The following is a 22,186-nucleotide window of genomic DNA, read 5'->3' as shown; positions in this document are numbered from 1 at the left end:
GGTACTCAGGCGGCGGCACGGGCGGTCAGAACGCCGAGACCCCGGTCAGCGCCCGCCCGATGATCAGCTTCTGGATCTGGCTGGTGCCCTCGTACAGGGTCATCACGCGCGCGTCCCGCAGCAGCTTGCCGACCGGGTACTCGTCGATGTAGCCGTAGCCGCCGAAGACCTGGAGGGCGTTGTTCGCCGCGCGGACGGCGGCCTCCGAGGCGAACAGCTTGGCCTTCGAGGCGGCCGTGGCGAACTCCTCGCCGCGGTCGATCAGGTCGGCGACCCGCCAGGTGAGCAGCCGGGCCGCGTCCACGTCGACCGCGATGTCGCTGATCAGCTCCTGCACCAGCTGGTACGAGGCGATGGGCTTGCCGAACTGCTCGCGCTCCCCCGCGTACCGCACCGCCGCGTCGAGCGCCGCCTGGGCGATGCCGACGCAGCCGGCGGCGACCGACATGCGGCCCTTGGCGAGGGCGGACATGGCGACCGAAAAGCCCTTGCCCTCGGGGCCGAGCATCGCGCCCGCCGGGACCCGGACGCCGTCGAGGACCAGTTCGGCGGTGGCCTGGCCGCGCAGGCCCAGCTTGCCGTGGATGGCGCGGCGGGTGAGGCCGGGGGTGTCGGTGGGGACGAGGAAGGCGGAGACGCCCTTGTGGCCGGGGGCGTCTCCGGTGCGGGCGAAGAGCAGCACCACATCGGCCCAGGTGCCGTTGGTGATGAACATCTTGCTGCCGTCGATCACGTACCCGTCGCCGTCGCGCACCGCCCGGGTGGCCAGGTTCCCCGCGTCGGAGCCGGTGCCCGGTTCGGTCAGGCCGAAGCAGCCGATGGCGTCGCCGGACGCGAGCCGCGGCAGCCAGGCGCGCTTCTGCTCCTCGTCACCCCAGGAGGCGATCGTCTTGGCGACCAGGCCGAGCGAGACGGAGACGATGCCGCGCACCGAGGAGTCGCCGCGGCCCAGCTCCTCCGTCACCAGGCAGTAGGCCAGGTGGTCGCCGCCGGAACCGCCGTACTCCTCCGGGATCGTCAGCCCGAGGAAGCCGACCGCGCCCAGCTTCTTCACGATCGACCTGTCGACGTCCTCGGCCCGGTCCCACGCGACGACGTGCGGGGTGACCTCGCGGGCGACGAAGTCCTCGGCGAGCCGTCGCACGGCCTCCTGTTCCTCGCTCAGCTCCAGATTCACCGCGCCACCCCATCCACGTTTAATTACCACTGCTAGTTTTTATGGCCAGGCCTACTATGTGCGCCATGGCCCGACCGCGCAAGCCCCTCCTCAGCCGAGACCGCATCGTCGAGACGGCGGGAGCGCTCGTGGACGCCGAGGGGCTCGCCGCCCTCTCCACCAGGCGGCTCGCGGCCGAGCTCGGCGTGAGCGGCCCCTCGCTCTACAACCACTTCCGGACCAAGGACGAGATCCTGGACGCGGTCGCGGACGCGGTCAGCGCCAAGATCGACCTGTCGATGTTCGCGCCCGGCGACCCCCGCGACTGGCGCACCGCCCTCCACGACTGGGCGGTCTCCTACCGGGCCGCCCTCGCCGACCACCCGCACATCGTCCCGGTCCTCGCCCAGGGCCCCGGCCGCCGTCCGGCCGGGCTGAAGGTCGCCGACGCGGTCTTCGGCGCGATGGTCCGCGCGGGCTGGCCGCCGGCCCAGGCCACCTACATCGGCGCCCTCATGCGCTACTTCGTCACCGGCTCCGCCCTCGGCTCCTTCGCCCGCGGCTTCGTCGACGACGAGACCGCCTACGACCCGGCCGACTACCCGCACCTGGGCCAGGCCCACCTCCTCGCGGAGCGGCGCGAGAAGGTCGACGAGGGCGCCTTCGAGACGGGGCTGCGGGCGCTGCTCGACGGGCTGGGGACGCAGTTCGCGCAGTGCGCGCAGTTCGGACGGGAGGGGGCGGGCGGCCCGAACGGGCCGACGGCCTGACCGCCTGACGGCCTGACTGGCTGGCTGACTGCCTGACTGCCTGACTGCCCGGGAGCCTTGCGTCGCCCTGACGGCCTGACCGTCCGGGATCCCGACGCCGTCCTGACGGCCTGACCGTCCGGGATCCCGACGCCGTCCTGACGGCCTGACCGCCCCGCGTCCCGACGCGCCGTCCTGACGTCGGGACGTCCCGGCCGCCCCTGCCTCGATGTTTCGGCCGCCGCCGAAGCGTGCCTGCGCCATGCTGGTGCCATGGCCCCCAAAGACCTCGCCTCGCTCGCCGCCCTCTTCGCCGACGAGACCCGTGCCGCCTTCCTGCTCGCCCTGCTCGACGGACGGGCCTGGACCGCCGGTGAGCTGGCCCGCCACGCGCGGGTGGCGCCCTCGACCGCCAGCGAGCACCTGGGCAAGCTGGTCGCCGGCGGCGTGCTCGCCGAGGAGCGGCAGGGCCGGCACCGGTACGTGCGGCTCGCCGACCCCGGCATCGCGCACCTCGTCGAGGACCTGGCGGCCCGCTCCGAACCGGACGTGCCCGAGGCGCCGCGCGGTCTGCGGGCGGCGAGCGCGGGGCAGGCGATGGCCCGGGGCCGGACCTGCTACGACCACCTCGCCGGGCGGCTCGGCATCACGGTCACCGACGCCCTGACGGCGCGCGGGCTGCTGCGCCAGGACACCGGGTTCGCGCTCACCGACCCGGGCCTGGCCTGGTTCGAGGGGCTCGGCATCACGCTCGTGCCGAAGGGGCGGCGGCCCGTCGCGCGCGGCTGCCTCGACTGGACCGAGCGCCGGCAGCACCTCGCCGGGCTCGCGGGGGCGGCGCTGTGCCGGCACGCGCTGGACGCCGGGTGGTGCGTACGGATCGGATCGGAGCGGGCGGTGAAGGTGACGGCCGCGGGGGAACGGGAGCTCCACGCGCGCCTCGGCATCGACCCGGCCGCGCTGCGCTGAGCCGCGGACGCCCCGCCGCGGACACCCCGCCCATCGGGCCCGCCCGGCCGCGCCCGATATTGCGGTGAGCGCCGAACGGTCCGCGCCGTACGGTCGGTCCATGCCGAACCGAACCTCACGTCTCGCGCTCGCCGCCGCCGGTGTCACCGTCGTCCTGTGGGCCTCCGCCTTCGTCTCCATCCGCAGCGCGGGCGCCGCCTACTCCCCCGGCGCGCTCGCCCTCGGCCGCCTCCTGGCCGGTTCCCTGGTCCTCGTCGCGGTCCTGCTGATCCGCCGCGAGGGGCTGCCGCCGCGGGCCGCCTGGCGGGGCATCGCGGTGTCCGGGCTGCTGTGGTTCGGGGTGTACATGGTGGTGCTCAACTGGGGCGAGCAGGAGGTCGACGCGGGCACCGCGGCGATGGTCGTGAACATCGGCCCGATCCTGATCGCCCTGCTCGGCGCGCGCTTCCTCAAGGAGTCGCTGCCGCCCCGCCTGCTGGCCGGCATGGCGGTGTCCTTCGCGGGCGCGGTGGCCGTCGGGCTCTCGATGTCCGGGGAGGGCCACGCCTCGGTGCTGGGCGTGGTGCTGTGCCTGCTCGCGGCGGTCGCGTACGCCGGTGGGGTCGTCGCCCAGAAGCCCGCGCTGGCGCACGGCAGCGCGCTCCAGGTGACGACCTTCGGCTGCCTGGTGGGCGCGGTGGCCTGCCTGCCGTTCGCCGGGCGGCTGGTCGAGGAGGCGGGCCGGGCCCCGCTGTCGGCGACCCTCAACATGGTCTACCTCGGCGTGTTCCCGACCGCCCTCGCCTTCACGACCTGGGCCTACGCCCTGGCCCGTACGACCGCCGGCCGGATGGGCGCGACCACCTACGCCGTGCCCGCGCTGGTGGTGCTGCTGGCCTGGGTGTTCCTGGGCGAGCTGCCGGGGCTGCTCACCCTGGCCGGCGGCGCGCTGTGCCTGGCGGGCGTGGCGGTATCCCGTTCGCGGCCGAAGCCGGCGGCGGCCCCGGCCGGGTCGGCGGACGGCCCGGCCGGGTCCGTGCGCTCCTAGGACCTGGGAGCGGCTGGATCTAGAAGACGACCAGCGCCCGGCCGCCCTTGCCCGCGAGCATGTTGTCGAAGGCGCCCGGGATGCCCTCCAGGGTGATGCGCTCGGTGACCAGGGTGCTCAGGTCGAGGCGGCCGGCGCGGATGTGCTCGGCGAGGACCGGGAGGTCCTCGGCCGGGTTGGAGTTGCCGTAGACGCAGCCGGACAGGGTGCGGCCCCAGTGGAAGAGCTCCAGGGCGTTGAAGGTGACCTGCTGATCCTTGCCGCCGATGCCGACGACGGTGGTGCGACCGCCGCGCCGGGTGGCGTCCCAGGCGGTACGGATGGTGGTGGCGCGGCCGACGCACTCGACGGACACGTCGGCGCCCTGGCCGCCGGTGAGCTTCCGGATCTCCCGGGCGGTGGTGTCGGAGGCGACGAGGTACTCGGTGGCCCCGGCGGCCCGGGCCAGCGCCTCCTTCTCGGGGGACACGTCCACCGCGACGATCGTCGAGGCGCCGGCGATCCGGGCGGCCTGGAGGGTGGCCAGGCCGACGCCGCCGACGCCGAAGACCGCAACGGACTCGCCCCGCCGGACCCGCGCGGAGTGGTGGACCGCGCCCCAGCCGGTGAGGACCGCGCAGCCGAGCAGGGCGGCGTCGGTGAGCGGCACGCCGTCCGGGACGGGCAGCACGCAGTTCGCGGCGACGACGGTCTCCTCGGCGAACGCCGCCACGTTGAGCCCGGGGTGGAGCTCGGTGCCGTCCGTGGTGCGGGCGTACACGTCGGCGGCGCCGGTCAGCGCGTTCGCGCAGAGCCAGACCTCGCCGATCGAGCAGTGGTGGCAGCCGCCGCAGGACGGGGCCCAGTTGAGGACGACACCGTCGCCGGGGGCGACGTGGGTGACGCCCTCGCCGACGGAGACGACCGTGCCGGCGCCCTCGTGTCCGAGGACGGCGGGCACGGGCACCCGCATCGTCCCGTTGGTCAGGGACAGGTCGGAGTGGCAGACCCCGGCGGCGGCGAGGCGGACCCGGACCTGGCCGGGGCCGGGCTCGGGCAGTTCGATGCCGGTGATCTCCAGGGGAGAGCCGACGGCGGGCAGGACTGCGGCGCGGATCACGGGTGGGCTCCTCGGGTGTGTACGGCGCTCAGAACTGCAGGGACTTGGTCTGGAGGTACTCGGCGAGGCCGTGCGCGCCGAGCTCGCGGCCGACGCCCGACTGCTTCCAGCCGCCGAAGGGGGCCAGCGGGTTGAAGCGGCCGCCGTTGATGTCGACCTGGCCGGTCTCCATGCGGCGGGCGAAGGCGACGGCCTCCTCCGGCTCGCCCCAGACGGCGCCGCCGAGCCCGTACACGGTGCCGTTGGCGATGGCGAGCGCGTCGGCCTCGTCCTCGTACCGGATGATCGAGACGACCGGGCCGAAGATCTCCTCCTGCGCGATGGTCATCTCGGGGGTGACGTCGGCGAAGACGGTCGGGGCGACGTAGTAGCCGGTCTCGCGCGGGGCCTCGGGTCCGCCCGCGACGAGCCGGGCGCCCTCCGCGACGCCCTTCTCGATGTAGCCGCGCACCCGGTCGCGCTGCCGGGCGCTGACGAGCGGGCCGAGCCGCTCGCCGGGGACGTACTTGGCGACGGCCTCGACGGCGAGGGCGACCGCCTCCTCGTACCGCTCGGCGGGGACCAGCATCCGGGTCCAGGCGCTGCAGGTCTGGCCGGAGTTGGACATGACGTTGGCGACGCCGACGGCGACGGCCTTGGCGAGGTCGGCACCGGGCAGGATCACGTTGGCGGACTTGCCGCCGAGTTCGAGGGCGACCCGCTTGACCGCGCCGCCCGCGAGGGCGCCGATCCGCCGGCCGACGGCGGTGGAGCCGGTGAAGGAGACGAGGTCCACGCCGGGGTGCTCGGCGAGCGCCTGGCCGGCGACCGTTCCGAGCCCCGTGACCAGGTTGAACACACCGGCCGGGACCCCGGCGGCGTGGACGGCCTCGGCGAAGAGCTGGGCGGTCAGCGGGGTGTCCTCGGCGGGCTTGAGGACGACGGTGCAGCCCGCGGCGAGGGCCGGGGCGACCTTGGCGACTATCTGGTGGAGCGGATAGTTCCAGGGGGTGATCGCGGCGACGACGCCGACCGGCTCGGAGTAGACGGTGGAGTTGCCGACCTTCTCCTCGAAGGGGTGGGTGGCGGCGAGTTCGGCGTACGAACCGGCCACGGCGATCGGCAGCCCGGCGTGCACGGCGGCGGCGAGCTGCGGCGGGGCGCCGAGCTCGGCGGTGACCGTGGCGGCGATCTCCTCGGCGCGGGCGGCGAGCGCGTCGCGCAGCGCGCCGATCCGGGCGGCCCGCTCGGCGGGCTGGGTGGCGGCCCATCCGGGGAAGGCGGCGCGGGCGGCCCGGACGGCGGCGTCGACGTCCTCGGCGGTGCCGGCCGGCACGTGGGCGATGACCCGCTCGTCGGCGGGGTCGATCACGGCGATCGTCTCCGCGGACGCGGCGGGGCGCCACTCCCCGCCGATGTACATCGCGTCGTGGGCCTTCATCCGCTGTCTCCTCACACCTCGGGGCGCGCGCTTGCTCGCGTGACCGGCACCCAAACTAGCGCTGTTAGTTTTCGGGCGCCAGGTCCCTTCCCGCCGGTGCCGGTGTTCCGGTACGCACCGATCCTCGCGTTCCGCTTCCCACCCTGTCCACGGGCGCCCCGGACAGGCCTGCCGCCCGCGAACTGGGGGGTTCCGCCTTGCCCGGTCCGCGCAGGGCGGTGCGGGGCGCGACGGTGCGGTGCTGTGGGGCGCGACGGTGCGGGGCGCGACGGTGCGGTGCTGCGGGGCGCGGCGGTGCGGCACTGTGGGGATCGGCGACGCGGTGATGTGGGGATCGGCGACGCGCGGCGACGCCGTGACGTGGGGCGCGGGCCGCAGCGCGGAGGGCACACGGCGCGCGGCCCCTTGGCCGAGGCCCTGGACGGCTGGTCGGCGGACCGGCCGACCGCGGAGCGGGCCCGCGCGGGAGCGGAGCATCCCGAACCGGCTTCTCTGCTGCCGTCCTTGGGCCTGGTCCACCCGGAGGCGGGGCACGGCCCCGAGGAGGAGCGGGACCGGCTGTTCCGGGCGAGGGCGGGGCCGCTCGGCGAGTCGGCTGAGGAGCGGCCCGTGATGCTGGTGCCGGACGATCTCCACGCGGCGGACGCGGGCTCCTTCCGGCTCCACGACCATCTTCCGCGCCGGGCCCGTGAGGACGGAAGGGGGTTGGCGATTTCTCGCCACGCCACGCGGACGCGGCGGAACAGCCGTATCCGGCGGGCGCGCGCCGGGTGGCGAGGGCCCGCCGGGGCGGGTCGGGGCGGGTCGGGGGCCGCGGCGGGCGGCCCCGATGGGGTCAGATCTCCCGGTCCACGCCCGTGAGGTGGGCGAAGACCACGATGTTCGACTCGTAGCCCGCCTTGCGGTCGAAGGCCCCGCCGCAGGTGAGCAGACGCAGCTCGGGGCGGCCCGTACTGCCGTACACCTCCTTGTCGGGGAAGGCGGACTTGGCGTACGTACGGACCCGGTCGACCGTGAAGACGGCGACGCGGCCGTCGGCGCGGGCGATCCGGACGGTGTTGCCGGGGGCGAGCACGTGGAGGTTGAGGAAGATCGCCGGTCCGGTGCGGGTGTCGCGGTGGCCGACGACGACGGCGGTGCCGCGTTCGCCGGGGGGCCGGGCCCTCGGCGTACCACCCGACGACCTTGGGGTTGTCGACCGGCGGGGTGCCGAGGGCGCCTGCGGCATCGAGGCCGAGCTTCATGACGGGGGCCTCGATGGTGATGGCGGGGACGGCGAGGGTCGTGGGCGCGGATCGCCCGAGGGGTGCGGGTGGGGGCTGCGGCTTCGCCGTGGCGCGGGCCACGGGGCGGGGGGCGGGGCGCGGGGCGCTCTTGGGCTTGGGGTCCCCCGGTGCCGCGGCCGGCGCCGCCACGCCGTGCGCGGCGGGGCCGGCCGCGAGGGCCGGGCCCTCCGGCTCGCCGTCCTGGGCCCACCAGACGCCGCCGATCACCAGGGTGAGGGTCACGGCGACGGTCCTCGCGAGCCTGCGGAGCCGGCGCTGACGGCGGGTGGTGGGTCTGCGCGAGGCAGGCCCGCGCGGGTGGGTCCGGCGCGGGCTCCGCTCGTTCGGTGAGGCGGAGGGAGCCCGGCCGGTGGGTACCGTCCTGCGCGGGGAGGGAGACCTACGCGGCGCCATCGTTGCGGCGGCGCGCACGACGGATGAGGATCAGGCCCGCGGTGCCGGCGAGACCGGCGGCGACGGCCGCTCCGACGCCGAAGGCGGAGCCGTCATCGGAGGCGGTGGTGTCGACCGCCCCGCCGCCGCCCGCTCCGACCGGTCCGTGCGGCGGCTTGTGGTGGCCGTTGCCGTACCCGCCGTTGCCGCCGCCGTCGCTGTACCCGCCGTTGCCGCCGCCGTTGCTGTACCCGCCGTTGGTCGGAGGCGGCGTGGTGGGCGGCGTGGTGGTGGGCGGCGGCGTGGTCGGCGGGCTGGTGGGGTTCTCGCAGTCGACCCGGAAGACCTTGCTCTTCTTGGCGCCCGACTGGCCCACCCACGTCACCTCGACCTTGTACATGCCGTCGGGGAGCGTCATGTCGGGGCTGTAGCCGTTGAAGGAGGAGTCGAGGGCGATGTCGCCCGACCGCACGGCCGGTGGGGTGCCGGGGGGGCTGGTTGTAGATGTCCCAGTGGATCGTGGTGAGGTCGTTGAAGTTGAAGGCGGCGAAGTGGAACTCGCAGACCTGGGGGTGGGTGCTCTGGTCGGGTTCGACCGTGCCGGCACGGTGGACCTTGATGTCGCCGTCGTCGCCGGGGGCCGCGAACGCGGCGGGAGCACCGGCCAGGGTGACGGCACCCACGGCGAGGCCGGCCACGGCGGCGGAGAGCAGAGGGCGGAGAGCCGGAACGGTCATGCGAGTGTCCTCCAGTCGTACGGATCTCGGATTCGGTGAACCGATAATCCGACTATTAGTGATCGCACGACTACGGAGGGTGGCACCGTGCCGTGCCACCCTCCGAGTTCCACCCGTCCGGGCCTAGATGATCCCGAAGAGGATCCCGGCCGCGAGGACCACCAGCGAGGTCAGCGCCGCCCACTTCACCGTGAACCTGGTGTGGTCGCCGAACTCCACCTTCGCCATGCCCACCAGCACGTACACCGCCGGGACCAGGGGGCTCGACATGTGCAGCGCCTGGCCGACCAGCGAGGCGCGGGCGATCTCCAGCGGGGACACGCCGTGGGCGGCGCCGGCCTCGGCGAGCACCGGCAGGACGCCGAAGTAGAAGCCGTCGTTCGACATGAAGTACGTCAGCGGGAGGCTCAGCACGCCGGTGACCAGCGCCATGTGCGGCCCCATGCCCTCGGGGATGGCGCCGACCAGCCAGTCGGCCATGTGCTTGACCATGCCGGTGCCGGTGAGCACACCGGTGAAGACGGCGGCGGCGAAGACCATGCCGGAGACGTTGAGGACGTTGTCGGCGTGGGCGGCGATACGGGCCTTCTGCTCGGCCATCTTCGGGTAGTTCACGGTGAGCGCGAGCGCGGCGCCGAGCAGGAAGAGCACCGGGATCGGGAGCAGCTCCATGATCATCGCGGCGAGCAGGACGACGGTGAGCCCGGCGTTGAACCAGTACAGCTTGGGTCGCAGGGTCGCGCGGTTCGGGTCGAGCCCCTGGAAGCCGCCGTCGGCCTCGGCGGCGCCACCCTCGCCGCCATCCGCCCCGGCACCCTCGACGAGGCCGCCACCGGAACCGGCCCCCTGGACACCCTTGCCGGCCTTGCCGGACTGGCCGGACTCGCCGCCCCCGCCGGCCTTGGCGCCCTCGCCGGACGCGGTGCCGCCGCCACCGGCGCCGACCAGGACGGTCTCGGCCTCCGGGACCAGCACCGCGTCGAGGCTGAGGTAGCCGACGCGCTTGCGCTCGCGGAGACCCAGCACATAGGAGAGGCCGAAGACGAAGAGCAGACCCACCGCGAGCGCCGGGATCATCGGGACGAAGATGTCGGCCGCGTCCAGCTTGAGCGCGGTGGCCGCACGGGCCGTCGGACCGCCCCACGGGAGGGTGTTCATGACGCCGTTGGCGGTGGCGGCGACACCGGTCATGACGACCAGGCTCATGCCGAGCCGCTTGTAGAGCGGGTACATCGCCGAGACGGTGATCATGAAGGTGGTGGAGCCGTCGCCGTCCAGCGAGACGATCGCGGCGAGCACCGCCGTACCGACCACGACGCGCATCGGGTCGGCCTTGCAGAAGCGCAGGATGCCGCGGACGATCGGATCGAACAGGCCGACGTCGATCATGACGCCGAAGTAGACGATCGCGAACATCAGCATCGCGGCCGTCGGGGCCAGCTTGCCGACGCCTTCGATGACGTAGTCGCCCAGCTGGGCCCCTTGTCCGACGGCGACGCAGAACAGCGCGGGAATCAGCACGAGCGCCGCGATCGGCGACATCTTCTTCGTCATGATCAGGACCAGGAAGGTCGCGATCATGGCGAAGCCGAGGATGGTCAGCATGGGAGGACACCTCACGTTCACCCTTGAACTCCCGCCAGAGCGGCGGTGCGGATGACGGTAGGTGGCGCGTTCCGGCGTTAACAAGATGTTGACGCGTGAGCAATACGAGCAAAACCCCAGGTCACAGCGTGGGCGATCCGTCCGGGCCGACCGGAGGCACCCCACTCCCCCTCGGCGGCCTCAGCCGAGGGAAGGCGCCAGGTAGGCGTGGAGGAGCTCGCGGGTCTCGTCGATCAGCGCCGGGTCGCCGGACGGGTCGGCGCGGAAGGCGAGTTGGAGCAGGGCGTCGGTGGCTTCGACGCCGACGAGCACCTTGCGGCGCAGCACCTCGTCCACGGGACGGCCGAGGGGGCCGGCCAGCAGCCCGCAGATGCGGTCGGCGACGAGGTGGTTGGGGGGCTCGTCGCCCGCCTCGCCGGGGGCCGGGACGCCGAAGTCGACGCGCGCGAAGCCGGGCACGGTCCGCTTCATCGCGATGTACTCGTCGAGGACCGCGTCGACGACCGCGACGGCGTCGCGGGGGCCACCGGACTCGCCCCGGTCGGGCAGCACGTCGAGCCGCACGGCGATGCGCGCCGCGTAACGGTCGAGGTTGCGGTGGGCGAGGGCGGTGGCCAGGGCCCGCTTGTTGGGGAAGAAGCGGTAGACGGAGCCGATGGGGACGCCCGCCCGGGCCGCGACGGCGCGGGTGCTCAGGTGCTCGTAGCCGGTCTCGTCGAGGAGTTCGGCGCAGGCGTCGAGGATGCGGGCGAGGCGTTCGGCGCTGCGCTGCTGGACGGGGGCGCGGCGCAGCGCCGGGGCCGTCGCCGGCGCGGACGGCGGCCCGGCCGGCCGGGTGGACGGCCGGGTGGACGGCCGGGCGGCCGACGGCTCGGACTGCTGTGGCGGCGGGGACTGCGGGTCGGGCTGGGGCACGGGGACCATCATGCCGTTCCGTTCGCGGTCAGGCGATCAGCAGGCCGATGCCGCCGAGGGTGTACGCGATCATCAGCGCGAACAGCGGGAGTTGGCCGGCCACGGCCCGGTCGGGCGGGAAGAGGCGGACGGAGCGGTCGTGGGCGGCGACGACGCCGAGCACGTGGCCGATGACGATCGAGGCGACCTGGAGGACGGCGAGGCCGCCGGGACCCAGGGGCGGAGCGGGCGAGGGGGCGTTGTCAGTGCCCGCTGCCATGATGACGGTACGTGGGCCTTCGGTGACGAAGAGCGAGAAGTAGTGGGCGACGAGGTAGCCGAGGGCGATGGGCAGGAGCGAGTGGGCGAAGGAGGTGAGCGGGGTGGTGAGCTCGCGGTTCAGCAGGCGCAGGGCGCCGGCGCAGAGTCCGTAGAGGGCGGCGACGAGGGCGACGGCGGCGAGCAGTCCGAGGGTGGCGGTGGGGGTGCGCCCGAGGGCTGAGGTCTGGAGGGCGGTGATCCAGCGGGGGGTGTCGGAGAGGCCGTCGTAGGCGGTGGAGCCGAGGAGGACGCAGACGGAGGCGACGAGACCGGGGACCGGCGGGGTGGCGTCGAGGCCGTTGAAGGGGGAGCGCAGGACGAGGAGGCCGTCGGCGCGGCGGCCGAGCGGGGACAGCCGGGCGAGGAGGGAGGAGTAGACCTCGAAGGGGTCGGCGTGGGCGAACCAGTCGGGGCCGTGGCGGACGGCGCCGAGGAGCTGGACGGCGACGTGCGCGCCGAGCGCGGTCAGGAGGACGGCCGCGGTGGTGTTGTCGGGGGCGACGAGTTCGAGCCAGGTGAAGAGGAGGAGTCCGGCGGCGGCGGGCCGGATGCCGAGCCGGGCGGGAAGGGGGTGGGGCGGGCGCCTGGCGGGGCGCAGGCGCCGGAGCAGGGCGTGGAGGGTGCGGAGCGGGTTGACCAGGCGCCAGACGGGGCCGAGGAGGAGGGAGGCGGGGACGAGTCCGACCCAGAGCAGGACGTAGACGGCGCCGGGCGCGGGGTTGCGGTCCGGGTCGTCGGGGCCGAGGAGGAGGTGGAGGACGAGGAGGAGTGCGGCGGCGGCGCCGAGTGCCCGCAGCGCGGTGCGGGTGGCGGGGGCGTCGGCGAGGCGCTGGACGGCGGCGGGCAGGGGGCGGCCGGCCCGGTCGCCGCGGAAGCGGGAGGAGGACCAGAGCAGGCCGAGCGAGAGGAAGGAGACGAACAGCGCGGCGAAGGCGCCCGCGTAGGCGTAGAAGGGCGAGAGGGGCAGGTCGTGCTGGGCGCCCACGCCGTGGGCGAGCGGCAGGCCGGCCGGGCCGGGGACCGGGAGGCCGGCGGCGCGGAGCCCGGCGGCCGCCAGGCCGGGCGCGGGGGCGCCGGCCTGGACGAGCCCCGTCATCGGACGACGAGTTGGGTCAGCACGAGTCCGGACTCGTGGGTCTCCACCTCGAAGAGACCGGTGCGGTCGGCGGTCAGGGTGAGGGTGGCCGGCGTTCCGGCGGGAAGGGGGAGTTCGCGGTCGTAGCCGTGCACGTGGAGGGTGTCGGCGCGGTCGCTGGTCACACGGAGGGTGAGCCGTTCGCCCTTCTTCAGTTCGACCCGGGAAGGGGGTGGTTGTACGGAGTCGCCGCTGACGGTGATGGTGAGGGTACGGCCGGCCGGCGTGGCGGGCGGCGCGGTCGGGGTGACCGGGGACGCGGAGCCGGCGGTGTCGGCGAGGCGGACGGTGGCCTCGACCGGGCGGCCCGCCACGGCCCAGACGGTGTGGTCGTCGGCGTGCAGCCGGACGGTGAGGGTGCGGGCGCCGGCCGGGACGTGGGCCCAGGGGCCATAGGCGCGGGCGGCCTCGCGGCCGTCGAGGAGGAGCCGGGCGTGGCCCCGGCCGAGCAGGGCGCCGCCGCCGGTGCTCTCGGGGGTGAAGCGGAACCTCTCCACCAGCAGGTGGACGTTCCAGCCGCCCTCGCTGTCGGGCCGGACCTCGACGCGCACGCCCGGCGCCCCGGCGGCGGGCACCTCGCGGAGGCGGTGCCCGGAGGCGTCCTCGGCGGCGAGGAGGGTGCCGTTGCCGCCGGTGGCCTCCTGGTGGCTGGTGCCCGGCTTGTGGTGGGTGGTGGGGCGCCCGCCGCATCCGGCGAGCAGGGCCGCGCCCACGGCGAGGGCGAGCAGGGCGCGGGCGGAGCGGGTGACGCGGGCGGTCATGCGGCGCCGCCCGCGGTGGCCGTGGCGGCGGGCGCGGCCGGGGTGGAGGGCGGGGTCGGGGCGGGCGTGCGGGCGCCGGCCACGATCACGGCCCACAGGACCCAGACCACGGCGAGCAGTCCGCGCACCCAGGCGGGGCCGACGGGGATCCAGGGGATCATCAGGACCGCCTTGTCGAAGGCGTCGAGGAGGGTGAGGGCGCCCAGGACCACGGTGGTCCAGGCGAAGACGGGGCGGGTGCCGCCGGCGCGCAGGGCGAGGCCGATGCCGGTCCACCAGAGGCCGGTGAGCAGCAGGGCCAGTGCGGGGACGGCGGTGGGCGTGAGGGCGAGGGTCGAGCCGGCGACGTCGAGGGCGAGTCCGGCCAGGCCCAGGCCGGTGGCCACGGCGGCGAGCCGGCTGCCGCGCAGGCGGCGCCACCAGAGCAGGGTGCCGACCAGGGCGAGGACGGCGGCGACGCCGAGGGTCAGCTGGGTCTCGACGCGCTGGATGCCGCGGGCGCCGTACCAGTCGCAGCCCGCGGGCAGGCGGCGGGCCTGGACGTTGTAGTCGGCGCAGACGAGGAGTTGGGCGAGCTTGACGGGCTCGCCGACGAGGCGGCGGGTGTCGCCGGAGACCTCGCCGCGGGCGGCGCCGCAGGCGGGGAGGGCGGAGGGGGAGGCGGCGCCGGAGTCGGACTGCCAGCAGTTGCCACTGCCCTGGCCGTCCCACCAGACGTCGGTGCGGTTGGGGCGGGAGGCGCCGGAGCGGTCGACGCCGAGGTGGTTCCCGGCGTAGCGGTTGTGGTGGGAGGTGTCGGTCTGCTTGCCCCAGGCGGACTCGCCTCGGATGAAGGCGGGGACGGCGTTGAGGTAGAAGGCGGCGCGCTGGTGCCCGTACACCCAGTTGTTCTCGTAGAGGTTCCAGTTGCCGCCCGCGGTGATGATGCCGGTGCCGGGCGGCATGGAGATCTGCGGGCAGACGACGCCCTGTTCGTAGCCGCGCTCGACGGGCGGCTTGGCGCAGGTGCCGTCGGCGACGTGGCGGTAGTAGTTCTGGTTGTTGTCGTGGATCAGGTTCCGCTCGAAGCGGGCGTGGTTCTGCGGGAGTCCGGGGTGGCCGGGGAAGGCGGAGTCCATGGAGGCGCCGCCCATGTTGTGGTCGAACTCGTTGTCGTGGACGTAGACCGAGTCCCCGGCGGTGCCGCTGTAGCCGACCATGTTGTGGTGGCTGCGGCAGCCGGTGATCTCGATGGAGTAGCGGGGGACGTCGTAGCCGCGGCCGTCGTTGATGTTGGAGGCCGAGCCGGGGTAGATGCCGGAGTCGCCGTTGCCGTAGGACTCGCAGTTCTTGTAGAGGCCGTGGTCGGAGGCGAAGGTGAGGAAGCCGTACTCGTCGTTCCAGCGGGTGAGGACGTCGTCGATGACGAAGCCGTCGCCCGCGAGGATGTAGAGCGAGTTGAAGGTGGTGCGCTGGGCGGTGAAGTTGCGGAAGTAGATCCCGTCGGAGCCGTCGGCCCGGATCGCGTTGAGCTTGGTGTACTTGGCGTCGACGACGACGTCCAGGCGGGAGGCTCCGGTGCCTTCGACCTGGAGGTTCTTCTTGCCGAGGATGGCGACCAGGTTCTGGTTGTGCGGGCACTGCTTCTGCTGCTCGTAGCTGAGGATCTGGTAGCCGAGGGACGAGCGGGGCGCCTTGAGGGCGGCGCAGGCGCCGGTGGGCGCGGGCAGCGAGGGCTCCTCCTCGTAGAGCCCGGGCAGGATCGCGATGGTCATGCCGGGCCGGTCCACCGCGTCGACGGCCTGCTGGAGGTGGCGGAAGCCCTGGCGGGAGCCGGGGGCGGCGCAGCGCGCGAACAGGGCGCGGTTGCGGGCCTTGAGCTCGGCCGGGAAGGCCGCGATCCGGCGTTCGAAGTCCGCCCGGTCGGCCTTGCAGACCAGTAGGTCCGGCTCGCCGGTGCGCAGCACGGGCACGCTTCCGGAACCGTCGGGCAGGGTGACGGGCCGTTCCTCGTGCGCCTGGGCGGCGGGAGCGGCGACGAGGGCGGCGGCGAGCGCCGCGAGTACGGCGGAGAGCGCGAGAACGAGCCTTCTGGTCCACGACATGCGCGAGAGAGTAGAGCAATGTTCATCTTTTGGAACCCCCCGTGCACGCACCTCGTCCAAGAGCTCCGGAAAAGCACCGTTGACGCGAGCGGGAGCGGAATCCTACGGTCATGCATAGGATTGTTGTGAGCGTCAGGACAGGAGCACGCGATGAACGCGGAACAGGCCGGCAAGACGGCCGCAGCGCTGAGCTACAGCACGGGATTCGGCAACGAGCACGGATCCGAGGCCGTCCCCGGCGCCCTGCCGGAGGGCCGGAACTCGCCGCAGCGGGCCCCGCTCGGCCTGTACGCGGAGCAGCTGAGCGGCTCCGCGTTCACGGAGCCGCGGGCGCACAACCGGCGCTCCTGGCTCTACCGGATCCGCCCCTCGGCCGCCCATCCGCCGTTCACCCGGATCGACAACGGCGCCGTGCGCACCGCGCCCTTCACCGAGACCGTGCCGGACCCCAACCGGCTGCGCTGGAACCCGCTGCCGGAGCCCCCGGCCGGCACCGACTGGCTGGCCGGACTGTGGACGCTCGGCGGCAACGGCGACGCCGCCCAGCGCAGCGGCATGGCCGTGCACCTCTACCACGCGAACGCGCCGATGGAGCGGGTCTTCAGCGACGCCGACGGCGAGCTGCTGATCGTCCCCGAGCACGGCGGGCTGCTGCTGCGCACCGAGCTCGGCCTGCTCGCGGTCTCCCCCGGCGAGGTCGCGCTGGTCCCGCGCGGGGTCAGATTCCGGGTCGAGCTGCTGGACGCGACCGCCCGCGGCTACGTCTGCGAGAACTACGGGGCGCCCTTCCAGCTCCCCGACCTCGGCCCGATCGGCGCCAACGGCCTGGCCAACGCCCGCGACTTCCGCGCCCCCCGTCGCCGCCTACGAGGACGTCGAGGGACCGGTCGAGGTGGTCAACAAGTACTGCGGCAACCTCTGGTCGGCGACCTACGGCCACTCCCCGCTGGACGTCGTCGCCTGGCACGGCAACCACACGCCGTACGTCTACGACCTGCGCCGTTTCAACGTGATCGGGACGATCTCCTACGACCACCCGGACCCGTCGATCTTCACGGTGCTCACCTCCCCCTCCGACACCCCGGGCCTCGCGGGCGTCGACTTCGTGGTGTTCGCCCCGCGCTGGCTGGTCGGCGAGGACACCTTCCGCCCGCCGTACTTCCACCGCAACGTGATGAGCGAGTACATGGGCCTGATCGAGGGGGCCTACGACGCGAAGGCGGAGGGCTTCGTCCCGGGCGGCGGCTCGCTGCACAACATGATGTCCGCGCACGGGCCGGACCGGGAGACCTTCGACCGGGCCAGCGCCGCCGAGCTCAAGCCGCACAAGGTCGACGACGGCCTCGCCTTCATGTTCGAGACCCGCTGGCCGATCACCGCCACCCCGCAGGCGGCCGGGGCCGACCACCTGCAGCAGCGCTACGACGACGTATGGCAGGGTCTTCAGCGCCACTTCCGGCCGTAACATCCCGGCCGGAAGTCTCGTAGTCGTCGTACGGAGAACGCCGTGACCGCCTTCGCCCCCGACTCGCTGGTCCTGAACCGGAAGCTGCCGCTCTGGTACCAGGTCTCGCAGTCGCTGCGCGCCTCCATACTGGGCCGCACCCCTGACGCCTCGCTGCGGCTGCCCACCGAGGAGCAGCTCGCCGCGCACTACGGCGTCAGCGTGCTGACCATGCGCCAGGCCCTCAAGGAGCTGGAGGAGGAGGGCCTGATCAGCAGGCACCGGCGGCGCGGCACCTTCATCGAGCCGGGCGCCCGGCGCTCCACCCCGCGCCGGCTGCTCGGCTCGATCGACGCGATCGTGGCCCAGCAGTCCGGCGAGCGGACCACGGTCCTCGGGCACGGCGTCGAGCCGGTCCCCGGGGAGCTGGCGGAGTACTTCCCCGGCGCCGAGGAGGTCGCGGTCTACCGGCGGCTGCGCGCCGACGGCGAGAGCGGCGAGCCCACCAACTGGGCGGAGAACGCGGTGCTCCCGGAGATCGCGGCCGGCATCGACCCGGCGGACCTGGAGCGCTGGCCGATGACCAAGGTGCTGCGGGACCTGGTGGGCGTCCGGATCAGCCGGATCACCGACACCGTCGAGGCCCGGCTGGCCGACCCCGAGACCGCCGGACTGCTCCAGGTGCCGCTGCTCTCCCCGATCCTGCACTACACGGGCGTGACCTACGACGACGAGGGCCGGGTCGTCGACGTGGCCCGCATCCGCTACCGGGGCGACCGCTTCTCCTTCACCGTGACGGTGGAGGCGCACTGACCGGCGCAGGGCCTGTCCGGCGGGTCGCGGCCCCGGCCCCGATCCCCCGGACAGGCCCTAGCATGCGGGGCGTGACGGAGGACCTGCCGCTGCTCGACGCGCCCCTGCTCGACGACCTCATGCCGTGGTCCACGGCTCCGCTGCGGCTCGGCCGCGCCTGGATCGTCGCCCCGGACCCGCGCACCCTCAGGGCCCGCTGGGACCGGCTCGTGGCCGCGCGGGGCGCGGAGCGCGAGGAGCTGTTCCGCCCCAGCCGGGCCCGGACGCCGGCGAGTTCGGTGGCCGCGCTGCCCGGGCAGCGGACCGGCACGGTCCGGTTCGCCCGGGAGGAGGGCCGCTGCCCTGAGCCGGTGCGGCTGGCGCACGGGCCGTTCGACGAGCAGTGGCTGCTCCCCGACCACCGGCTGATCGACACCGCCCGCCCCGAGCTGTGGCGGGTCGCCGACGCGCACCAGTTGTTCGCCGTCGAGCAGGGGTACGTGCCGGGCGCGGCCGGCCCCGCGCTGCTCGTGACGGCCGTGCTGCCCGACGGGCGCTCCCCCGCCGGCCGCCCGGGCCGCATCCGCCCGCTCTTCCGCCGCCCCGGCGGCACGGAGCCCAACCTGGCGCCGGGCCTGCTGCCGCTGCTGAGCGAGCGCTACGGGTCCGGGGTGGGCCCGCCGGACCTGCTGGCCTGGGCCGTGGCGGCGGGCCTGCCCTCACCCGCGGGCTGCCGGGTGCCGCTGCCGGCGGACCCGGAGGTGTGGGCGGCGGGCGTGGCACTGGGCCGGGAGCTCACCGAGGTACAGCTGCGCGGCGCCCGGGGCGGGACGCGGCCGCGGCTGCCGGGCGGCCGCAGGCCCTACGTACGGGCGGCGGTTCCGGCCCGGCCGACGGAGCTCGGGTACGACCCCGAGGAGGAGGTGCTGCGCCTGGGCGAAGGGCGGATCTCCCCCGTTCCGGCCGGTGCCTGGGAGTTCGAGGTGGGGGGCGTGCGGATGCTGGAGCAGTGGTTCGCGCACCGGACCGCGCCGGCCGAGCCGGGCAGTCTGGAGGCGATCGGCCCGGCGGCCTGGCCGCAGGAGTGGACCTCGGAGCTGCTCGAACTGATCACGGTCCTCGCCCTGCTCGCCGGGCGCGCCCCGGAGCGCGCGGCGCTCACGGCGCGGGCTCTGTCGGCCGGAGTGACCCGGGGCGCCCTGCGGGCGGCCGGGGTGCTCCCCGTGCCGGAGGGGGCGCGCCGCCCCGCGTCCGTGCTCGACCATCAGGAGGAGGGTCCGGAGGGGCAGTTCATGCTCCTGTGAGCGCTCCCGCGGGGCCCGCGGGAAGGGGTGTCAGGCGCCCCGCGGCGCGAAGGAGTCGAGGAGCCGGGCGATGGTCTGCTCGAAGACCTCCTCGGCGTCGACGGGTCCGGCGGACGTGGCGAGCAGCGCGGCCAGGTGCGGGTAGGCACCCGTCGACACCTGGCCCATCAGATAGGCGCCGCGGACCGCCTGTTCCTCCGCCTCGGACCAGGGCAGTCCGCGGGAGCGCTCGGCGATGGCCTGCTCGTTGCGGACGGTGGCCATGACCGTGCCGTTGACCATCGCGATCAGCTGCATCTTGAGCCCGGGGTCCACGTCGAGGGGCTCCAGGCAGCCCAGGCACCACTCCAGGTAGCGCAGGGCCTGCGGACTGAAGCCGTAGGCGGTGGTCATCACGCGGGACAGCCAGGGGTGCCGGTACATGATCGCGCGGGTCTGCCGGGCGAGGCCGGTCATGTCCGCCCGCCAGTCGCCGCTGGGCGCGTCGGGCAGCTCGTACTCCGCGCTCGCCGCGTCGACCATCAGCTCGTACAGGTCCTCCTTGCGCGGCACGTAGTTGTACAGCGACATGGTGCCGCAGCCGAGTTCGGCGGCGACCCGGCGCATGGAGACGGCGTCGATGCCGTCGGCGTCGGCGATGCGGACGGCCGCGGCCGCGATGTCGCCCCGGCTGTAGGCCGGTCTCGGGCCTCGGCCCGTGCGCTCGGGGCGCGCCCAGATCACTTCGGGTTCGGCCGCTCGGCCCGCCATCGCTCATCACCTCGTCGCCCCATCGTAGTGACGCGTCCGCGCCCACCCTGTTACGTACACCGTACGTAGTGCGCTAGGGTCGGCCACATGACAACTACGTACGCTGTACTTAGTGAGGGTCTGCAGAAGCGGTACGGCGAGGTCCACGCCCTGCGCGGGCTCGACCTGGCCGTCCCCGAGGGCACCGTCTGCGGGGTCCTCGGCCCCAACGGGGCGGGCAAGACCACGGCGGTGCGGGTGCTCACCACCCTGACCGCCCCCGACGCCGGCAGCGCCCGGGTGGCCGGGCGCGACGTGGTCCGGGACGCCGCCGGGGTGCGCGAGCGGATCGCCGTCGCCGGCCAGCACACCTCCGTCGACGGCGACCTCACCGGGGCCGAGAACCTGCGCCTCTTCGCCCGGCTGCTGCGCGCCCCGCGCTCCCGCGCCGACGAGCTCCTGGAACGCTTCGGGCTCGCCGAGGCGGCCGGGCGGCCCGCCCGCACCTACTCGGGCGGCATGCGCCGGCGCCTCGACCTGGCGGCGAGCCTGATCGTCCGGCCGCGCGTGCTCTTCCTGGACGAGCCGACGACCGGGCTCGATCCGCACAGCCGGGGCGAGATCTGGGACGCCGTACGGGGGTTGGCGTCCCGGGGCACGACGGTGCTGCTGACCACCCAGTACCTGGAGGAGGCCGACCAGCTCGCCGACGAGGTCGTCCTGGTCGACGAGGGCCGGGCCGCCCACCGCGGCACCCCGGCCGAACTCAAGGCGCTCATCGGCAGTCACGCCGAGCTCGTGGTGGCCCACGCATCGGCCCTGGAGGCCGCCGCCGGAGTGCTCGACCGGCTCACCGGCTCCGCGCCGGTCCTGGACGCCGGGCGCAACGCCGTCGGGGCGGTCACCACGGACCGCACGCTCACCCTGCCCCGGCTCGTGCGCGAGGCCGACGCGGCCGGGATCCCCCTGGTCGACGCCTCGCTGCGGCCGCCCACCCTCGACGAGGTGTTCCTGCGCCTCACCGGTCGCGCACCCCGCCCCGCGCCCCAGGAGGCCGCCGCATGAGCTCCCTCGTCCACGACGGCACCGCGCTGCTCGGCCGCCATCTCCTGCGGATCCGGCACGCCCCCGCGATCACGGTCATGACGCAGACCATGCCGATCGTCTTCCTGTTGTTCTTCGGGTACGTCTTCGGCGGCGCGCTCGCCATGCCGGGTGCCGACTACCGGGCCTACCTGGTCCCGGGGCTGCTGGTGGCGACGGCGGCGAACGGCGTGATGACCGGCATGTTCCAGGCGGCCCAGGACACCCACCGGGGCGTGACGGACCGGCTGCGCACCCTGCCGGTCGACCGGGCCGCCGTGCCGCTCGGGCAGGTGCTCGCCGACCTGGTCACGAGCGCGGTGGGCATGGTCCCGCTGCTCCTGGTGGGCCTCGCGATGGGCTGGCGGATCGAGGGCACCGCCCTGGAGGCGCTGGGCGCCGTGGGCCTGTTGCTGCTCTTCCGCTCCGCCGCGACCTGGGTGGGCATCCTGCTCGGGCTCGTCTCGCGCAGCGAGGAGGCGGCCGGTCAGCTGGGCAGCGCCGCCTTCATGCTGCCGCTGCTGTCCAACGCGTACATCCCGACGGACGGCATGCCGGACTGGCTGCGCACGGTCGCCGAGTGGAACCCCGTCTCGGCGGTGACGACGGCGGTCCGGGAGCTGTTCGGGAACGCGTCCGCGCCGACGGAAGCGGCCTGGCCGGTGGCGCACCCGGTGGCCGGGGCGCTGCTCTGGTCACTGGCGCTGATCGCGCTCGCCGCACCGGCGGCGGTCAGGCGCCACGCCCGCGGCTGAGGCCCGACGGGCCGGACGCGGACGGGGTGAAGCGCCGGACGGGCGGGGACACGTCCGGCGGGGTGTCGGGAACGAGCGGTCGGGGGTGAGCCGTCGGCCGAGCGGAGCGGGCGGGAGCGATGCGTCGGGGTACGCGGGAGCCCGGCCCGAACGGTCCGGAGGGCGCGAACGGTCCGGGGGTCCGGACGGTCCGTCAGCTGTGGTTGCCGAAGAGGGATCGGCGCAGCCGGCGCAGCGGGGCGAAGAGCGAGACCCGCGAGCTCCTGCTGCGATGACCGTGCACCGGCACCTCACGTGCCGTCAGCTCCCGCATCAGCAGCGTCGCCTCGGCCGCTTCGCGCTGGGGCACGGCGGGACCGCCGAGCACCGCGAGATGGCGGTCGAGTCGCGAGCTGGTCGCACTGCTCCCGCAGGTGATGGCAGGCACACGCGGCCTGCTGCGCATTGCTATCTGTTCCATGTCA

18 protein-coding genes and 2 pseudogenes are annotated in these 22,186 nt (G+C 74.5%); 8 read left to right on the top strand and 12 right to left on the bottom strand.

Going from position 1 to position 22,186, the window contains the following annotated elements; all coding sequences use genetic code 11:
• Positions 1 to 25 precede the first annotated feature (25 nt).
• Positions 26 to 1,177 carry an acyl-CoA dehydrogenase family protein gene (locus ABD981_RS31495; protein WP_046911403.1) on the bottom strand — a complete coding sequence of 384 codons (1,152 nt, stop codon included), beginning with the start codon at positions 1,175 to 1,177 and terminating at the stop codon, positions 26 to 28.
• A gap of 65 nt (positions 1,178 to 1,242) precedes the next feature.
• Here ABD981_RS31495 and ABD981_RS31490 point away from each other — a divergent pair, with 65 nt between their 5' ends.
• From ABD981_RS31490 to ABD981_RS31480, 3 genes are all read left to right on the top strand, one after another.
• Entirely contained in the window at positions 1,243 to 1,926 is a 684-nt protein-coding gene (locus ABD981_RS31490; protein WP_046911402.1) for a TetR/AcrR family transcriptional regulator, read from the top strand.
• Between the two features lie 252 nt (positions 1,927 to 2,178).
• The gene (locus tag ABD981_RS31485) at positions 2,179 to 2,874 is read left to right on the top strand and encodes an ArsR/SmtB family transcription factor (protein WP_046911401.1); all 696 of its coding nucleotides are present in this window, start codon (positions 2,179 to 2,181) and stop codon (positions 2,872 to 2,874) included.
• Between the two features lie 100 nt (positions 2,875 to 2,974).
• A complete protein-coding gene (locus ABD981_RS31480; protein ID WP_046911400.1) occupies positions 2,975 to 3,901 on the top strand; it encodes a DMT family transporter in 927 nt (308 codons plus the stop codon).
• A 19-nt stretch (positions 3,902 to 3,920) separates the two neighbouring features.
• Here ABD981_RS31480 and ABD981_RS31475 read toward each other — a convergent pair whose 3' ends face one another.
• The 9 genes and pseudogenes from ABD981_RS31475 to ABD981_RS31435 form a co-directional block, all read right to left on the bottom strand.
• Positions 3,921 to 5,000, bottom strand: a complete 1,080-nt coding sequence (locus ABD981_RS31475; RefSeq protein ID WP_046911399.1) for a Zn-dependent alcohol dehydrogenase — start codon at positions 4,998 to 5,000, stop codon at positions 3,921 to 3,923.
• 28 nt (positions 5,001 to 5,028) lie between these two features.
• Positions 5,029 to 6,420, bottom strand: coding sequence for an aldehyde dehydrogenase family protein (locus tag ABD981_RS31470; RefSeq protein WP_046911398.1), 1,392 nt, complete (start codon positions 6,418 to 6,420; stop codon positions 5,029 to 5,031).
• An 835-nt stretch (positions 6,421 to 7,255) separates the two neighbouring features.
• Positions 7,256 to 7,913 (bottom strand): annotated as a pseudogene (locus ABD981_RS31465) (class F sortase).
• 172 nt (positions 7,914 to 8,085) lie between these two features.
• On the bottom strand, positions 8,086 to 8,550 hold the full coding sequence (locus ABD981_RS31460) for a hypothetical protein (protein ID WP_345530434.1): 465 nt from the start codon (positions 8,548 to 8,550) through the stop codon (positions 8,086 to 8,088).
• A 388-nt stretch (positions 8,551 to 8,938) separates the two neighbouring features.
• The gene (locus tag ABD981_RS31455) at positions 8,939 to 10,420 is read right to left on the bottom strand and encodes a CitMHS family transporter (RefSeq protein ID WP_046912323.1); all 1,482 of its coding nucleotides are present in this window, start codon (positions 10,418 to 10,420) and stop codon (positions 8,939 to 8,941) included.
• A 180-nt stretch (positions 10,421 to 10,600) separates the two neighbouring features.
• A complete protein-coding gene (locus ABD981_RS31450; protein WP_046912333.1) occupies positions 10,601 to 11,212 on the bottom strand; it encodes a TetR/AcrR family transcriptional regulator in 612 nt (203 codons plus the stop codon).
• Between the two features lie 151 nt (positions 11,213 to 11,363).
• Positions 11,364 to 12,638 carry a hypothetical protein gene (locus ABD981_RS31445; RefSeq protein ID WP_046912334.1) on the bottom strand — a complete coding sequence of 425 codons (1,275 nt, stop codon included), beginning with the start codon at positions 12,636 to 12,638 and terminating at the stop codon, positions 11,364 to 11,366.
• 89 nt (positions 12,639 to 12,727) lie between these two features.
• A complete protein-coding gene (locus tag ABD981_RS31440) occupies positions 12,728 to 13,531 on the bottom strand; it encodes a cupredoxin domain-containing protein (RefSeq protein ID WP_046912335.1) in 804 nt (267 codons plus the stop codon).
• Positions 13,528 to 15,615, bottom strand: coding sequence for a right-handed parallel beta-helix repeat-containing protein (locus ABD981_RS31435; RefSeq protein WP_046912324.1), 2,088 nt, complete (start codon positions 15,613 to 15,615; stop codon positions 13,528 to 13,530). The genes ABD981_RS31440 and ABD981_RS31435 overlap by 4 nt, the downstream gene beginning before the upstream one ends.
• A 150-nt stretch (positions 15,616 to 15,765) precedes the next feature.
• Between ABD981_RS31435 and hmgA the strand changes: the two are divergent.
• The 3 genes and pseudogenes from hmgA (at position 15,766) to ABD981_RS31420 (ending at position 19,155) form a co-directional block, all read left to right on the top strand.
• Positions 15,766 to 17,080, top strand: a pseudogene (hmgA, locus tag ABD981_RS31430) (homogentisate 1,2-dioxygenase).
• 42 nt (positions 17,081 to 17,122) lie between these two features.
• The gene (locus tag ABD981_RS31425; protein WP_046912326.1) at positions 17,123 to 17,872 is read left to right on the top strand and encodes a GntR family transcriptional regulator; all 750 of its coding nucleotides are present in this window, start codon (positions 17,123 to 17,125) and stop codon (positions 17,870 to 17,872) included.
• Between the two features lie 62 nt (positions 17,873 to 17,934).
• Positions 17,935 to 19,155 (top strand): type ISP restriction/modification enzyme, encoded by a 1,221-nt coding sequence (locus ABD981_RS31420; protein ID WP_046912327.1) that lies wholly within the window; start codon positions 17,935 to 17,937, stop codon positions 19,153 to 19,155.
• A 30-nt stretch (positions 19,156 to 19,185) separates the two neighbouring features.
• Here ABD981_RS31420 and ABD981_RS31415 read toward each other — a convergent pair whose 3' ends face one another.
• The gene (locus ABD981_RS31415; protein WP_046912328.1) at positions 19,186 to 19,905 is read right to left on the bottom strand and encodes a TetR/AcrR family transcriptional regulator C-terminal domain-containing protein; all 720 of its coding nucleotides are present in this window, start codon (positions 19,903 to 19,905) and stop codon (positions 19,186 to 19,188) included.
• A gap of 87 nt (positions 19,906 to 19,992) precedes the next feature.
• On the opposite strand from ABD981_RS31415, the gene ABD981_RS31410 reads away from it, so the two are divergent.
• Both ABD981_RS31410 and ABD981_RS31405 read left to right on the top strand, forming a co-directional pair.
• A complete protein-coding gene (locus ABD981_RS31410) occupies positions 19,993 to 20,949 on the top strand; it encodes an ATP-binding cassette domain-containing protein (RefSeq protein ID WP_046912329.1) in 957 nt (318 codons plus the stop codon).
• Positions 20,946 to 21,722, top strand: a complete 777-nt coding sequence (locus ABD981_RS31405) for an ABC transporter permease (RefSeq protein WP_046912330.1) — start codon at positions 20,946 to 20,948, stop codon at positions 21,720 to 21,722. The genes ABD981_RS31410 and ABD981_RS31405 overlap by 4 nt, the downstream gene beginning before the upstream one ends.
• 193 nt (positions 21,723 to 21,915) lie before the next feature.
• Here the strand turns inward: ABD981_RS31405 and ABD981_RS31400 are convergent, their stop codons facing one another.
• Complete coding sequence (locus ABD981_RS31400; protein WP_123955266.1) at positions 21,916 to 22,182, bottom strand: hypothetical protein; 267 nt, start codon at positions 22,180 to 22,182, stop codon at positions 21,916 to 21,918.
• Positions 22,183 to 22,186 lie beyond the last annotated feature (4 nt).

It is taken from the genome of Streptomyces showdoensis, assembly GCF_039535475.1.
Classification (GTDB): Bacteria; Actinomycetota; Actinomycetes; order Streptomycetales; family Streptomycetaceae; genus Streptomyces; species Streptomyces showdoensis.
Note: the sequence above shows the minus strand (reverse complement) of the source record. Positions and strands in the feature narration are given on the sequence as shown.